The organism is Bacillus sp. ISL-75 (assembly GCF_018613095.1).
In genome coordinates this window covers 103,263-117,618 of sequence record NZ_JAGGQX010000019.1, presented here as the reverse complement: position 1 = coordinate 117,618, position 14,356 = coordinate 103,263, and the positions used below count along the sequence as shown (strand labels likewise).

General features: G+C 39.5%; 12 protein-coding genes. 2 read left to right on the top strand and 10 right to left on the bottom strand.

Features of this window, described 5'->3' with window-relative positions:
- From J7E63_RS08800 to hemA, 4 genes are read right to left on the bottom strand one after another with little or no spacing between them, the layout of a single operon-like run.
- Window positions 1-783, bottom strand: coding sequence for a uroporphyrinogen-III synthase (locus J7E63_RS08800; protein WP_215011152.1), 783 nt, complete (start codon window positions 781-783; stop codon window positions 1-3).
- A complete protein-coding gene (gene hemC / locus J7E63_RS08795; RefSeq protein WP_215011150.1) occupies window positions 780-1,715 on the bottom strand; it encodes a hydroxymethylbilane synthase in 936 nt (311 codons plus the stop codon). The genes J7E63_RS08800 and hemC overlap by 4 nt, the downstream gene beginning before the upstream one ends.
- Before the next feature lie 25 nt (window positions 1,716-1,740).
- Entirely contained in the window at window positions 1,741-2,574 is an 834-nt protein-coding gene (locus tag J7E63_RS08790) for a cytochrome C assembly family protein (RefSeq protein WP_215011148.1), read from the bottom strand.
- A gap of 12 nt (window positions 2,575-2,586) precedes the next feature.
- Window positions 2,587-3,930: a glutamyl-tRNA reductase gene (gene hemA / locus J7E63_RS08785; RefSeq protein ID WP_215011146.1), complete on the bottom strand. Its 1,344-nt coding sequence runs from the start codon at window positions 3,928-3,930 to the stop codon at window positions 2,587-2,589.
- Window positions 3,931-4,207: 277 nt separating this feature from the next.
- Between hemA and J7E63_RS08780 the strand changes: the two genes are divergently transcribed.
- Entirely contained in the window at window positions 4,208-4,696 is a 489-nt protein-coding gene (locus tag J7E63_RS08780) for a LiaI-LiaF-like domain-containing protein (RefSeq protein WP_215011144.1), read from the top strand.
- 31 nt (window positions 4,697-4,727) lie between these two features.
- Here J7E63_RS08780 and yihA read toward each other — a convergent pair whose 3' ends face one another.
- The 3 genes from yihA to lonB form a co-directional block, all read right to left on the bottom strand.
- Entirely contained in the window at window positions 4,728-5,309 is a 582-nt protein-coding gene (yihA, locus tag J7E63_RS08775; RefSeq protein WP_214731804.1) for a ribosome biogenesis GTP-binding protein YihA/YsxC, read from the bottom strand.
- Window positions 5,306-7,651 carry an endopeptidase La gene (lon, locus tag J7E63_RS08770; RefSeq protein WP_374193716.1) on the bottom strand — a complete coding sequence of 782 codons (2,346 nt, stop codon included), beginning with the start codon at window positions 7,649-7,651 and terminating at the stop codon, window positions 5,306-5,308. The genes yihA and lon overlap by 4 nt, the downstream gene beginning before the upstream one ends.
- A 227-nt stretch (window positions 7,652-7,878) precedes the next feature.
- Window positions 7,879-9,546, bottom strand: a complete 1,668-nt coding sequence (gene lonB / locus J7E63_RS08765) for an ATP-dependent protease LonB (protein ID WP_215011140.1) — start codon at window positions 9,544-9,546, stop codon at window positions 7,879-7,881.
- Window positions 9,547-9,713: 167 nt separating this feature from the next.
- Between lonB and J7E63_RS08760 the strand changes: the two genes are divergently transcribed.
- On the top strand, window positions 9,714-9,860 hold the full coding sequence (locus tag J7E63_RS08760) for a hypothetical protein (RefSeq protein WP_215011138.1): 147 nt from the start codon (window positions 9,714-9,716) through the stop codon (window positions 9,858-9,860).
- A gap of 106 nt (window positions 9,861-9,966) precedes the next feature.
- Here J7E63_RS08760 and clpX read toward each other — a convergent pair whose 3' ends face one another.
- The 3 genes from clpX to J7E63_RS08745 all read right to left on the bottom strand — a co-directional run bounded on the left by clpX (window position 9,967) and on the right by J7E63_RS08745 (window position 14,110).
- The gene (gene clpX, locus J7E63_RS08755; RefSeq protein WP_088089168.1) at window positions 9,967-11,226 is read right to left on the bottom strand and encodes an ATP-dependent protease ATP-binding subunit ClpX; all 1,260 of its coding nucleotides are present in this window, start codon (window positions 11,224-11,226) and stop codon (window positions 9,967-9,969) included.
- Window positions 11,227-11,624: 398 nt separating this feature from the next.
- Window positions 11,625-12,902: a trigger factor gene (gene tig / locus J7E63_RS08750; protein ID WP_215011136.1), complete on the bottom strand. Its 1,278-nt coding sequence runs from the start codon at window positions 12,900-12,902 to the stop codon at window positions 11,625-11,627.
- Window positions 12,903-13,060: 158 nt separating this feature from the next.
- Window positions 13,061-14,110, bottom strand: a complete 1,050-nt coding sequence (locus J7E63_RS08745; RefSeq protein ID WP_215011134.1) for a tetratricopeptide repeat protein — start codon at window positions 14,108-14,110, stop codon at window positions 13,061-13,063.
- Window positions 14,111-14,356: the final 246 nt, after the last annotated feature.

The window sequence follows — 14,356 nt, the reverse complement described above, 5'->3', positions numbered from 1 at the left end:
TTATTCCTCCATATCTAAATAGGCAATTGTACTGTTAATCATTTCTTTTACGGTGTACTCTTTTGGTGAGGCATGGACCATTAATCCATAAGCACGTAATTTTTTCTCGGTAACCGGACCGATACAGCCAATGATGCAATTTTTCAGCTGCTCATCCAATCGATACTCCTTCACGACATCCATTAGATGGTCAACCGTTGAAGGGCTAGTAAACGTGAGGATATCCAGTTGGTTATCTGCTAGCATATTAGCCAGCTTCAGGCGGCTTTCATCGGGCATATAGGTTTCGTAGATCACAACCTCATCGACCACGGCACCGGCCCCTGTTAAGGATCTGGGGATATATTCTCGGGCAAGGTTTCCTTTTGGAACGAGCACCCGTGAATCCTTATCAATCAATGGGATAAATTCCTCTACAAACGTTTCCGCAACATAAGCTGACGGGACGAACGCTGGAGATAGCCCTCTTTCCATCAAAACCTCTGCTGTCTTTTTGCCAATAACAGCGATTTTCGGAAACGGTTCGCTAACCCCTTCCTCTTTTAAAAAAGTAAAGAAGGTCTCAACGGTTACGTTACTCGTAAAAATAATCCAGTCATATGTATCAAGAACCAGCAAAGCCTCGTGAAGGCGCTGATTTTTTTCTATCGGACGAAAGGCAATAAGAGGGATTTCGATTGGAATCCCTCCATATCTTTCTACAAGTTGTGAAAAGGATTTTGCTTGATTTTCTCCTCTTGGAATAAGAACGGTTTTATCAAGCAAAGGTAACGATTGGATCATTGACCTTCGAGCTCCCGCTTTACCTTATCAATTAGGTCTTTCCCGCCTTTTTGAATTAATAAATCAGCCGCCTGAACACCAAGCTCTTCTGGATTTTGTCCTCTAACTTCTTCTTTAATGATTTCATGTCCTTCTGGTGAAGCCACTAAAACATTTAGGACAATTTCATCATTTTCAGCTACATAGGCGAAGCCGGCAATTGGTACCTGACACCCGCCTTCCATTTTTTGAAGGAAGGCACGTTCTGCACGAACCGCTCTTTCCGTTTTCTTGCAAGTGAATTTTTCAAAAAGTTCAAGAAGTTCTTTATCATCTTCACGGCATTCGATCGACAATGCTCCTTGACCGACAGCAGGAATGCATAGATCGGCATCGAGGAATTCGGTGACTACGTCAGAAGCCCAGCCAAGACGGTAAAGGCCAGCTGCGGCTAAAATAATCGCATCGTATTCTTCTGTTTCTAATTTTGCTAATCTTGTATCCACATTCCCTCGGATCCATTTAATCTCTAAATCTGGACGGGCTGCTAAAAGCTGCGCACTGCGGCGAAGACTGCTTGTCCCGATAATTGCACCTGGTTTTAAATCTTTTAACTTCACATGACCTCTTGAAATTAGCGCATCACGTTGGTCCTCACGAAAAGGAATGCATCCAATTGTAAGTCCTTCTGGTAAGACAGCTGGCATATCTTTCATACTATGAACGGCCATATCAATCTCTTTATCAAGCATTGCTTGCTCAATTTCTTTTACAAAAAGTCCTTTGCCGCCAACTTTCGAGAGGGTAACGTCAAGGATTTGATCCCCTTTTGTGACGATTTCTTTTACTTCAAAATCAAAGCGAGGGTCCAACTTTTTTAGCTGATCCATCACCCAATTGGTTTGTGTTAATGCCAATTTGCTTCGTCTAGAACCTACAATTATTTTTCTCATGATTGCGACCTCCTAAGGTTATGCGCTACGCATACCATAAATGAAAAGATGATAATTGACCAAATAAGAAAAAGTTAATTAAAACAATTAAAAAGGCAGCTGTATTCCAAATCGCTAATTTTCTTCCCGATAGATTTTTCACAATGCGAAGATATAAAAGAATACTATAGACAGTTAATAACAGAAATGAGCCGATGATTTTCATATCGTACCAAGGCATCCCTGGCACCTTAAGAAAGGCCCACTGCAATCCTAAGATGAGACTGAGCAGAAGCATCGGAACACCAATTACGGCCAATATGTAGGATGATTTTTCAAGCTTATCTAAGTCGGCCAGTCGTAAGAGCCTAGTTCCCCATTTTTTCCTTTTTAATAAATCATATTGAAGCAGATATAATGTCGAAAAAACGAATGATAATGAAAAGGCCCCGTATGAGAGGATCGCCATCGTAATATGAATCAAAAGCAGTTCAGAAACTAGCTGCTTCGCCATGAGATGCGAACCATATTGCATCGGGGCAAATGTATGAATCGCCATGACCGTAAAGCCAAGTATATTCGTGAAAAAGACGATAAAATCGACTCGTAATAAATGATTTATACCAATTGACAATGTGACTAATATCCAGGCATAAAAATAGAGTCCCTCGAAAATAGTTAACACAGGGAATCTACCTGTTTTATACATATAGATTCCGAGAAAGACGGTTTGCAAAACCCATACAAATGCAAGTAACCAGAAAGCAATACGGTTTGCCTTCCGGTTATGATGTAGAAAATCGAAAAAATATAACAACACACTGAAGGCATATAGAACAACAGTTAATTCATGAAGCCTTGTCATAAAGACATTAAACATAGAACGTACCCCTTATGACTGAAAGGAAGCCTGCGGTGTTGTAACCGGTATTTGATTGGTTTCGGCTGCTTTCGAATGTTGTTCCTCAACAAGCTCTTCAATATTAAAGATCTTCATGAAAAGATCCATTGCTTGATTTGCATCAGGTCGCGCAGCCAATTCTTTCGCTTGTAATATAGGGTCTTTTAAAAGCTGGTTGATGATACTTTTTGTATGTTTATTTAACACTTTTAGATCACGCTCTGATAAATTTGGCAGCTTTCTCTCCAAACTAACCATGGTTTCCGATTGGATTACATGTGCTTTTTCTCTAAGCGCCGAGATAACCGGGACCACACCTAGCATTCCTAGCCAGTGCTTGAACTCAACGATTTCTTTTTCAATCATGAGCATGATTCTTTCAGCCGCCTTCTTACGTTCTTGCAGGTTGGCCTCAACAATCCCCTCTAAATCGTCGATATCGTATAAAAAGACATTTTCAAGTTCAGCTATTCTTGGATCCAAGTCGCGCGGTACAGCAATGTCCACCATAAATAGCGGCTTACCCTTGCGTTTTTTCTCGACCTTGACCATCATTTCTTTTGAAATAACAAAGTCTTTTGCACCTGTTGAACTGATCAGAATATCAGCTTCCGCCAATGATTTCTCTAATTCAGCTAAGGTTCTTGCTTTGCCGCTGAAACGATGAGCTAAGTCTTGTGCTTTTTCATAGGTCCGATTTATAACTGTAACTTTCTTCACACCATTACCGTGCAGGTTTTGGGCAGCTAATTCACCCATTTTTCCTGCGCCAAAAATTAACACATGTTTATTGGCAAGTGAACCAAAAATCTTCTTCGCCAATTCCACTGCGGCATAGCTGACAGATACAGCATTAGCACCAATATCCGTTTCTGAATGCGCGCGTTTGGCAATGGTAATTGCTTGTTTAAACAATTGGTTGAACACGGTACCCGTAGTTCCTACTTCCTGGGCTAACATGAAGCTCGTACGAACTTGGCCTAGGATTTGTGTTTCTCCTAAAACCATGGAATTAAGTCCACAGGTAACGTTAAATAAATGATCAACTGCGCCATCGTCTTCATATACAAATAAAAACGGAGAAAATTCTTTTTGTTCTATACCGAACCATTCTGACAGAAATTCTTTAATATAATAGCGGCCTGTATGTAATTGATCCACAACCGCATATATTTCCGTACGATTACATGTAGACAAGATGATATTTTCTAGGATACTTTTTTTTGTATTTAACTTTTTTATGGCCTCCGCAAGATCGGCTTCATTAAATGACAACCGCTCACGAATTTCCACAGGGGCAGTTTTATAGTTAATACCGATCACTAATGTATGCATTTGAAAGGACACCCCCAATAGATATTACAACTTAACTAGTATGATTATATCATGAGCAATTTCGACTTTTGCTCGAAAAATGTGAACAGAAAACGAAACTATATGGTAATATATTTAAGTAAAGTCGAGTAATGCTGATCCCAATAGGGACACATTAGCAAAGTTTCCTTTAGACTTTCTTAATACCTATAACTTTTTTTATTAAAATACTTCCTTATGTACAGTACCAAAAAAATGGACGAGATTCAAGTGAACCTTACTGGAAGCGGTGTTTTTAATGAAGAATCAACGAATTTTTCCTGGGATCATTCTTATAGGCTTTGGAGCTTACTTCCTATTGCAGCAAACTGGGATTACTATTTTCCAACAATTTTTCACATGGCCGACCTTACTTATGATTGTTGGAATTGCCTTTTTAGGTCAAGGATATTCTGCTAAAGAGTCTGAGGCAATACTTCCTGGGGTCATTATGGCTGGATTTGGACTTCACTTCCATCTTGTCGGTAAGGTGTCCTTTTGGCCTAGCAACAATATTGGTATGTTAATTTTAATCATTTCAATTGGATTTTTTCTGCGATTTCAAAAGACGAATACTGGATTATTCCAAGCATTCCTCTTTCTTATTTTAGCAATCCTTCTGTTATTTTATGATAAAATTACTGCCTATTTTGATTTACTTCAAAATGGGATGAGCTTTGTGTGGAAATTTTGGCCCGCTCTACTTATTGTGGTTGGTATTTATTTTCTCCTAAAGAAGAAAAAATAACGCCTGGCGCTTATGCCCAGGCGTTTATTTTTTACATGAAACTCTGTAGAACAGACCATGCCTCGTCTTTTCCTAAACCAGTTTCGGAGGAGAAAAGAACCATTTGGTCATTTTTATCAAGTTCTAAGGTTTCTCTTACTATTTTTAAATGCTTCTGCCATTTCCCTTTAGGGATTTTATCTGCCTTGGTAGCAATGATAACACAGGGAATTTCGTGATGCTTTAAGAAATCATACATCATGACATCATCCTTTGATGGTGGATGTCTAAGATCAACGATTTGAACCGCCGCTTTTAATTGTTCGCGCGATGTAAAATACGTTTCAATCATTCTTCCCCATGCGGCCCGTTCAGATTTTGAAACCTTTGCGTATCCATAACCAGGAACATCGACAAAATGCAGCATTTCGTTAATTAAATAGAAATTAAGCGTTTGTGTTTTTCCTGGCTTGGAGGATATTCTCGCCAAACCTTTTCGGTTCAGCATTTTATTGATAAAAGAAGATTTACCGACATTGGAACGACCTGCAAGCGCAAATTCAGGTAAGTCTGTTTCCGGGTATTGCTCTGGCTTTACGGCACTGATGACTATCTCTGAGCTGACTACCTTCATTTCACTTCACCTTCCAACAGGGCATGCTTCAAGACTTCGTCCACATGGGAAACAAGGACAAAATCCAGTTCATTCCTAACGCTTTCAGGAATATCATCAATATCTTTTTCATTATCCTTTGGAAGAATAATTTTTGTTAAGCCCGCTCGATGAGCGCTAAGTGTTTTTTCTTTTAAGCCGCCAATTGGAAGAACCCTGCCTCTTAAAGTAATCTCTCCGGTCATTCCTACTTCACGGCGAATCGCTCTGCCCGACAAGGCTGATACAAGCGCCGTTGCCATGGTAATACCGGCCGATGGTCCATCCTTAGGAACTGCACCTTCTGGAACGTGAATGTGGATATCATATTTTTCATGGAAATCCTCATCAATCCCTAGTTCCTTCGCTTTGGATCGGATATAACTAAACGCCGCTTGTGCTGATTCCTTCATGACGTCGCCAAGCTTTCCTGTTAACACAAGTTTCCCTTTACCTGGCGCTAAAGAAACTTCAATCTGGAGAGTGTCTCCACCCACCGTTGTATAGGCTAACCCAGTTGCCACTCCGACCTGATCTTCGGCCTCGGCCATCCCATAGTGGAATCTTGTTTTTCCTAAAAACTCTTCGATATTCTTTTCGGTAATGATCACACGCTTCTTTTGACCTGAAACGATGATTTTTGCCGTTTTTCGGCAAAGTGTTGCCATCTGACGCTCTAAACTTCGAACGCCTGCTTCACGTGTGTAATACCGAACGACTTTTAGAATCGCATCATCGCGGACCTTAAGAATTCCTTTGGTAAGACCATTTTCTTTAATCTGTTTTGGAAGTAAATGATCGCGGCAAATATGGACTTTTTCAAGTTCCGTGTAGCCCGCAATCGTGATAATTTCCATTCGGTCCAAAAGCGGACCAGGAATCGTTGATAGGTTATTGGCAGTCGCAATAAACATTACCTTGGAAAGATCATAGGTTTCTTCTATATAATGGTCGCTAAAATTACTATTTTGTTCAGGATCGAGTACTTCCAGCATGGCGCTTGATGGATCGCCACGGAAATCACTAGACATTTTATCGATTTCATCAAGCAAAAAGACTGGGTTAATGGTACCCGCTTTTTTCATTCCTTGGATGATTCGCCCTGGCATCGCCCCAACATAGGTTCTGCGATGTCCACGAATTTCTGATTCATCACGGACGCCGCCAAGTGAAACGCGGACAAAATTTCGATTGAGAGAAGTCGCAATCGAACGTGCAAGGCTTGTTTTCCCAACCCCAGGAGGTCCTGCAAGACAAAGGATTGGCCCTTTTAACGAATTCGTCAGCTTCTGAACAGCTAAATATTCGAGAACGCGTTCCTTCACTTTTTCAAGTCCGTAATGGTCCAGATTTAAAATCTTTTCAGCCCGGAGAATATCAATGTCATCCTCTGTTTTTTTCGACCAAGGGATGGAAATAAGCCAGTCGATATAGTTGCGAATAACGGCACTTTCTGCTGAACTGGCCGGCACCTTTTCATAACGTTCAAGTTCCTTTTGTGCGGCTTTAAGGACATGTTCGGGCATACCTGCCTGCTCCACTTTTTTGGTCAGTTCGGCAATTTCGCCAGTCTTGCCTTCCTTATCGCCTAATTCCTTTTGGATCGCCTTCATTTGCTCACGCAAATAATACTCTTTTTGCGTCCTTTCCATGGAACGCTTAACTCGCTGACCAATCTTTTTTTCTAAATTCAGGACTTCTTTTTCGTTATGAATGGTATCAATTACTTTGTTTACTCTTTCTTTAATATCTGTCATTTCAAGGATTTCTTGCTTTTCCTTCAATTTGATTGGTAAATGGGATGAGATGATATCCGCCATTCTGCCAGGTTCCTCAATATCTGCAACGGAAGCATAGGTTTCTGCAGAGATCTTTTTCGATAATTTTATGTATTGCTCGAAATAATCAAGCATCGTTCTCATTAAGGCTTGGTCTTCGACATCTTTCGTATCCGGGTCTTCGTGGGTAATAATCGTAACAGCATAGTGGTCTTCTTCATCATGAAATGAAACGATTTCCCCGCGATTTAATCCTTCAACCAATACTCTTATCGTCCCGTTTGGCAGTTTAAGCATTTGTTTAACTTTCGTTAACGTTCCAATCGTGTATAAATCCTCCTCAGATGGGTCATCAATCGAAACTTCCCTTTGAGTGGTTAAGAATATTAAATGGTCATCTACCATTGCTTTTTCAAGTGCTTGTACTGATCGTTCACGTCCTACATCTAAATGAAGGACCATAGTCGGATAGACAAGCAATCCTCGAAGCGGCAGGAGGGGGACGATCAATTCGTTCTTTTTCGTCAAAATACTGCACCTCCACATGCAAATCATTTTTTTACTGCAAAATCAGAATGGTCTTTGTACAATTCTATCCTATTTATTTTTAAGTGTCTATTTTTAGAGAAGGTGTATGAAACCTCATTTTCAGCATGAATTTATTTTCCCCAAACATAAAGAATTCTTTCTCTGTTCCTGTCAAATTTCTCACATTAATTATTATGCAATAAAAAACTTCGGTTTGCCTATTAACCACAAACCGAAGTTTTTCGTTAGATACTCTCTTTTTTTGATAGTTCAATCGATGCAGGGATCGCATCCATTTTCTGATAGTCATTTACAAGGGCAATCTCAAATACTTCGTGTAGATGGGTAACGGGAACAATATTGATACCATCAATTTCATTAAGGATCGTTTGCATGTTTTCTTCTGGGATAATCACCGTTTTTACTCCTGCTTTTTTCGCTGCCTTCACCTTTGGATAGACACCGCCAATCGGCTTTACATTTCCATGGATGCTTATTTCTCCTGTCATTGCCACGGTGTTATCGATTGGAATTTTATAAATAGCGGAATAAATCCCCGTCGCCATTGCGATTCCGGCGGATGGTCCATCAATGGGAACACCACCTGGGAAATTCACATGGATATCATAGTCATTGGCTGGTACACCCATTGATCGTAAAACAGTGATAACATTTTCAATCGAACCGCGCGCCATACTCTTCCTACGAATCGATTTCCCTTGTCCGCCAATACTTTCTTCATCTACGATTCCAGTAATATTGATCGATCCTTTATCTTTTGCTGGGATCACAGTCACTTCTATTTCTAGTAATGCACCTGAATTCGGACCATAGACTGCCAGTCCATTGATTAGTCCGACATGAGAAATATCATTAATCTTTCTTTCCATTCGTGGTGACATTTGACTAGCATGAATGACCCACTCAATATCTTCATCCTTGATAAAATTCCGATCTTCCGTAATCGCTAGTCCTGCCGCGATTTGAATCAAATTGACTGTTTCACGGCCATTTCTTGCATAGTTTGCGATGGTATTCACACCAAGTTCGCTTATTTGAAGATTAACTTTTTTCGCGGCATTATTGGCAATTTCCACAATTTCTTCCTGATTTAAGTCCCTAAAGAAAACCTCCATACAGCGCGATCGAATCGCAGGCGGGATCTCACTCGGCGTTCTTGTTGTCGCTCCGATTAAACGAAAATCAGCGGGAAGTCCATTTTTAAAAATATCATGGATATGCGTTGGGATTTGGTTATTTTCCTCATGATAATACGCACTTTCAAGGAAGACCTTACGATCCTCTAATACTTTTAACAGCTTATTCATTTGAATCGGATGTAATTCGCCGATTTCATCGATAAACAAGACACCGCCATGGGCGTTGGTAACTGCCCCTTGTTTCGGCTGTGGAATTCCTGCTTGTCCCATCGCTCCGGCACCTTGATAGATTGGGTCATGAACGGAACCAATTAAGGGATCGGCAATACCTCTTTCATCAAATCGTGCCGTTGTTGCGTCTAGTTCAATAAACACGGATTCAGGTTTAAATGGTGATTTACGGTTTTTTTTCGCCTCTTCTAACACAAGCCGTGCAGCTGCTGTTTTTCCAATTCCTGGCGGTCCATAAATGATCACATGCTGCGGGTTTGGTCCACATAGTGCTGCTTTTAATGATTTGATTCCATCTTCTTGGCCGACAATGTCTTGAAAGCTTGTAGGCCGAACTTTTTCAGCTAATGGTTCTGTAAGTGAAATGGATCTCATTTTGCGAAGCTGTTCCATTTCCTTCCGGGATTCCCGATCAATGGATACTTTTTGTGTCCGCTGATTCCTCAGCAAATTCCAAAAATACAGCCCAATGATGATTCCGAAAAATAGCTGTATAAATAAGGCAATCCCCGTCCAACTCATACATTTCCCTCCTGCATTTCAACTTATTACTAAATATATATTAATAAGTATTTCCTGCAGTGGGGTGGAATAAACCACAAATTGTAAGAAACTGTTCGGAGGGTGGTGAAAATCAGATTCGCTGATTGAATCGGGAAATTCGCTCATTGGATCGGAGGATTCGCCCATTGAATCGGGAAATTCACCCATTGAATCTAGAAATTCGCCCATTGAAACGAGAAATTCGCCCATTGGATCGGGAAATCCGCCCATTGAATCGGGATATCCGCCCATTGGAACGAGAAATTCGCCCATTGGATCGGGAAATCTGCTGATTGAACATGGAAATTCGCTGATAGATCATAAAAAGCATATAAAATATACGAAAAATCACCTATTGGAAACAAAAAAACTCGGCCTAAGCCGAGTCTTCGTCAATTATTATGCAGATTTTTCTTCAGCGACCACGGTTCCATCTTCCAAAAGAAGTTTTGGAACACTATTGTTAATGACCGTTTCTTTAGTAATGACACATTTTGTAATGTCATCACGTGAAGGAAGGTCAAACATAACATCGAGCATAATTCCTTCAATAATCGAACGTAAACCACGGGCGCCGGTTTTGCGCTCAATTGCCTTTTTGGCAATTTCAGTCAATGCGCCTTCTTCAAATTGAAGTTCAACCTCGTCGATTTCAAGCATTTTTTGATATTGTTTAACAAGCGCATTTTTTGGCTTTGTTAAAATTTCAATCAATGCTGCTTCGTCCAATTGCTCAAGACTTGCGATTACAGGAAGACGTCCAATAAATTCAGGAATTAATCCAAAACGTAATAAGTCTTCAGGTAATACTTTTGAAAGAAGTTCTTTTTGTCCCACTTCCTGCTGTTTAATATCTGAACCAAAACCAATAACTTTTTGGCCTAAACGACGCTTAATAATCGGTTCAATGCCGTCAAATGCTCCGCCGCAGATAAATAGGATATTCGTTGTATCGATTTGGATAAATTCTTGATGCGGGTGTTTTCTTCCCCCTTGTGGTGGAACACTTGCAACCGTACCTTCAAGAATTTTTAATAATGCTTGTTGAACACCTTCACCAGAAACATCCCTTGTAATCGAAGGATTTTCGGATTTACGTGCGATTTTATCAATTTCATCAATATAAATAATTCCTTTTTCTGCTTTTTCTACATCATAATCAGCAGATTGAATTAATTTTAATAAAATGTTCTCAACATCTTCCCCAACATATCCAGCTTCGGTAAGGGAAGTTGCATCTGCAATCGCAAAAGGTACATTCAGAATACGTGCCAGTGTTTGGGCTAGTAAAGTTTTACCGCTTCCTGTTGGTCCAATCATACAAATATTACTCTTTGCAAGCTCAACATCATCTATTTTGCTATTAGAATTGATGCGCTTATAGTGATTGTAAACTGCAACAGAAAGAGACTTCTTTGCTTGATCTTGACCAATAACATATTCATCAAGAATTTCACAAATTTCTTTTGGCTTTGGTACATCTTTAAATTCTACTTCTTCTTCTGTTCCAAGTTCTTCCTCAACGATTTCGGTGCAAAGTTCAATACATTCGTCACATATGTAAACTCCTGGCCCGGCAACCAGTTTACGAACTTGGTCCTGCGTTTTACCACAGAAGGAACACTTTAATTGTCCTTTTTCATCATTAAATTTAAACAATCCTTTCACCCCTTAAAACGTGTTAAAACCCTATTGTAACTTGCGAATCACACAACCAAAATTCGAGTCTTTTTCTAATAATTGAATAGTATGTATGTTGCATTGTAACACATAAAGCCAATGAACTGGAAATAAAAAGCTTAGGGTAAATATGTTTTTCAGAACTCTCATTTTGTTTGGTGTGATTCATTTTAAAAACTTATGTACTCATTAATCTTAACCATTATGAGGAAAATAAATCTCAAACCTGTCTGGAAATTATTTATTGTTTATTCGCTATGTCTAACTTGTTTTCCTGCCCATTGTTAAAAATGTTCCCACTTCTTATTATAATATGTAATTGAAAAAATGTATAAAACAAGGCACGATTCAAATCGTGCCTTGCAATATTTTAAACATTACTTCTTGTTTTCAACAAGAAAGTCTACTGCTTTTTTAAGTTTAAGGTCTGATTTGATACCTTCAAGTCCGCCTAGTGCTTGTTTAATGCTATCAACGGTCATGTTGTACATACCAGCCATGTTCTCAAGTTCTGCATCTATTTCTTCGTCAGTTACTTCAAGGTTTTCAGCCTTAGCAATTGCTTCTAATGTTAAGTTCGTACGAACGCGAATTACAGCTTCTTCCTTCATTTGCTCACGTAAAGCATTTTCGTCTTGACCTGAGAATTGGAAGTAAAGTTCAAGGTTCATACCTTGCATTTGTAAGCGTTGTTCGAATTCTTGAAGCATACGGTTTACTTCGGTGTTGACCATTACATCTGGAATTTCTACTTCTGCATTGGCAGCAGCTTTTTCAACAACTGTATCACGTAAATGATGCTCTGCTTCGTGCTTTTTGCTGTTTTCTAAACGAGTTTTGATTTTTTCTTTGAGTGCGTCTAATGTTTCAACTTCATCATCCACATCTTTAGCAAACTCGTCATCTAATGCAGGAAGTTCTTTTCCTTTAATCTCATGAATCGTTACTTTAAATACTGCAGGTTTACCAGCAAGCTCAGCTGCATGATATTCTTCAGGGAATGTTACTTCCACGTCTTTAGATTCGCCAGTAGCTAAACCTACTAATTGCTCTTCAAAGCCAGGGATGAAAGATCCTGAACCAATTTCAAGTGAATGGTTTTCAGCTTTTCCACCTTCGAACGCTTCGCCATCAACGAATCCTTCGAAATCTAGAACTACTGTATCACCATTTTCAATTGTGCCTTCTTCTTTGACTACAAGCTCAGCTTGACGCTCTTGAAGAGTTTTTAGTTCGTTAGCAACGTCTTCATCAGTAACGTTTGTATCAAAAGCTTCTACTTCTAAGCCTTTGTATTCGCCTAATGTTACTTCTGGCTTAACTGTAACAGTTGCCTTGAAGATAAGTTCTTTGCCCTTTTCCATTTGTTCGATGTCGATGTCCGGACGATCAACTGGCTCGATTCCAGCTTCGTCAATTGCACTTCCATATGCTTCTGGAAGAAGAATATCTAATGCATCTTGATATAGTGATTCTACACCAAAGCGTTTTTCGAACATTCCACGTGGCATTTTTCCTTTACGGAAGCCTGGAACGTTAACTTGCTTAACAACTTTGTTAAAAGCCGCAGTTAGTCCTTCATTCACTTTTTCCGCACTTACTTCAACCGTAAGAACGCCGCGGTTACCTTCTAATTTTTCCCATTTCGCTGACATACATTTTCCCTCCAACAATCTATTCTCATATCATTCGTAACGAATTTGAGTTTGGAAATAACTTGTCCATCAAGCTATTATCCTTTTTTTAAATGTGTTTTTTACACAATGCAACCACTACATTATAACATAGGTTTGTTTTCTTTCAACAGCGAAGCCTATATATTAGGATAAGAAATTTTCTCAATTACCTCAATCATAGCGATAGCTTCTTCTATTTCCTCCACCGGAACTTCATATTCTCCGGACAAGTGATGTATCTTTATGTCCATACCTAGGTAATATTCGGCCAAGTGGTGAAAGGCCGCAGCCCAAGCAGCAGTGCTTTTCGGCTGTAATTCGAAAGGATAGCTTATAAAAAAATTTCGCTCTGCCATTCTGAAGCTGTTTTCAAAAAGAACGGGGTCTTCACTTTCCAATCGAGCCTCTAATAAAGCCTTTACCTCTTTCAATCTTGGTTCTTCCCTAACTTCTGGAAGATGTGTTGGAATAACTTTTTTCTCCATCTCAAATTTCATGACAGATAATTCTCTATCAATTTCCTGTTCTTTTAAAAGAGATAACAGGATTGTTTTAAGGAATGGATGACCTGCTTCCGCTGCTAAATATTCGGCAATCTCAGGGAGGTAGGGGCGAATGTTTTTCTCAGCCAAGCTCGAAACGAGGAGCATTTGTTCGTTTAGATTATCAATCGAGAAAAGGTTTAGTTCATGACCGTTTGTTTCCTCTGGGGTGATGTCATATGTATTTGATTCTGTGTCTGGGTCTGGGTCTGGTTGACGGTTTTCTGCCATTCTCCGGCTGAATTGCAGGATGGTTAAAAAGTGGTCATGTTTTTCAGGCGGAATCTCTTTTTCTTCTAATAAGACTTCTATTGTTGCTACAATTTCCTGGTATTCATGAAGCTGGATCAGGACCGTCAAATAGAGATCGACCATTTGCAGATAGTCCCCAATTCCTTTATGAAGCATTTCTTTGGCAAGTGCTTTTGCTTTTTGAAAAGAAGATGCTTCAAAATAAGCCAGAACCAAACCAATCAATATTTCGTCATTGTCAGGATCATGTTCTCTGGCTTCTTCCAAAAGGTTTATGGCTTCGTTGAATTTTTTCTTTTCAAGGTTTTCCAAACCTTTGTCAGTTAATCTTTTTTCAAGTCCGGGAAAAAAGATCACATTATCTATTCTTTTCACAGGTTCCCGTTTTTTCATAAAATCCGTCCTTATGATAGTCTTGGAACATAGTTTAGCATAAATAGACGGCAAAAAAAACTCACCAGCAATGGTGACAGGTTCCGTTATAGGAAGGAAAATAGTTTATCTCAACAAATAATTCCACATTTTCAAAAATAGACCCAGTTTAAGTTGATAAAACTAATTAACAGTTCTATATGGTCATAATCGTCATGGAGCTAAGGTATCGGTCACTTAGAGGGGTTCTATGTGACCGTATTGCCA

Coding starts and splice junctions, on each gene's coding strand:
- J7E63_RS08780 (WP_215011144.1), top strand. CDS start 4,208: ATGAAGAATCAACGAATTTTTCCTGGGATCATTCTTATAGGCTTTGGA.
- lon (WP_374193716.1), bottom strand. CDS start 7,651: ATGTGGAGGTGCAGTATTTTGACGAAAAAGAACGAATTGATCGTCCCC.
- J7E63_RS08745 (WP_215011134.1), bottom strand. CDS start 14,110: ATGAAAAAACGGGAACCTGTGAAAAGAATAGATAATGTGATCTTTTTT.
- lonB (WP_215011140.1), bottom strand. CDS start 9,546: ATGAGTTGGACGGGGATTGCCTTATTTATACAGCTATTTTTCGGAATC.
- tig (WP_215011136.1), bottom strand. CDS start 12,902: ATGTCAGCGAAATGGGAAAAATTAGAAGGTAACCGCGGCGTTCTTACG.
- hemA (WP_215011146.1), bottom strand. CDS start 3,930: ATGCATACATTAGTGATCGGTATTAACTATAAAACTGCCCCTGTGGAA.
- J7E63_RS08790 (WP_215011148.1), bottom strand. CDS start 2,574: ATGTTTAATGTCTTTATGACAAGGCTTCATGAATTAACTGTTGTTCTA.
- yihA (WP_214731804.1), bottom strand. CDS start 5,309: ATGAAGGTAGTCAGCTCAGAGATAGTCATCAGTGCCGTAAAGCCAGAG.
- hemC (WP_215011150.1), bottom strand. CDS start 1,715: ATGAGAAAAATAATTGTAGGTTCTAGACGAAGCAAATTGGCATTAACA.
- J7E63_RS08800 (WP_215011152.1), bottom strand. CDS start 783: ATGATCCAATCGTTACCTTTGCTTGATAAAACCGTTCTTATTCCAAGA.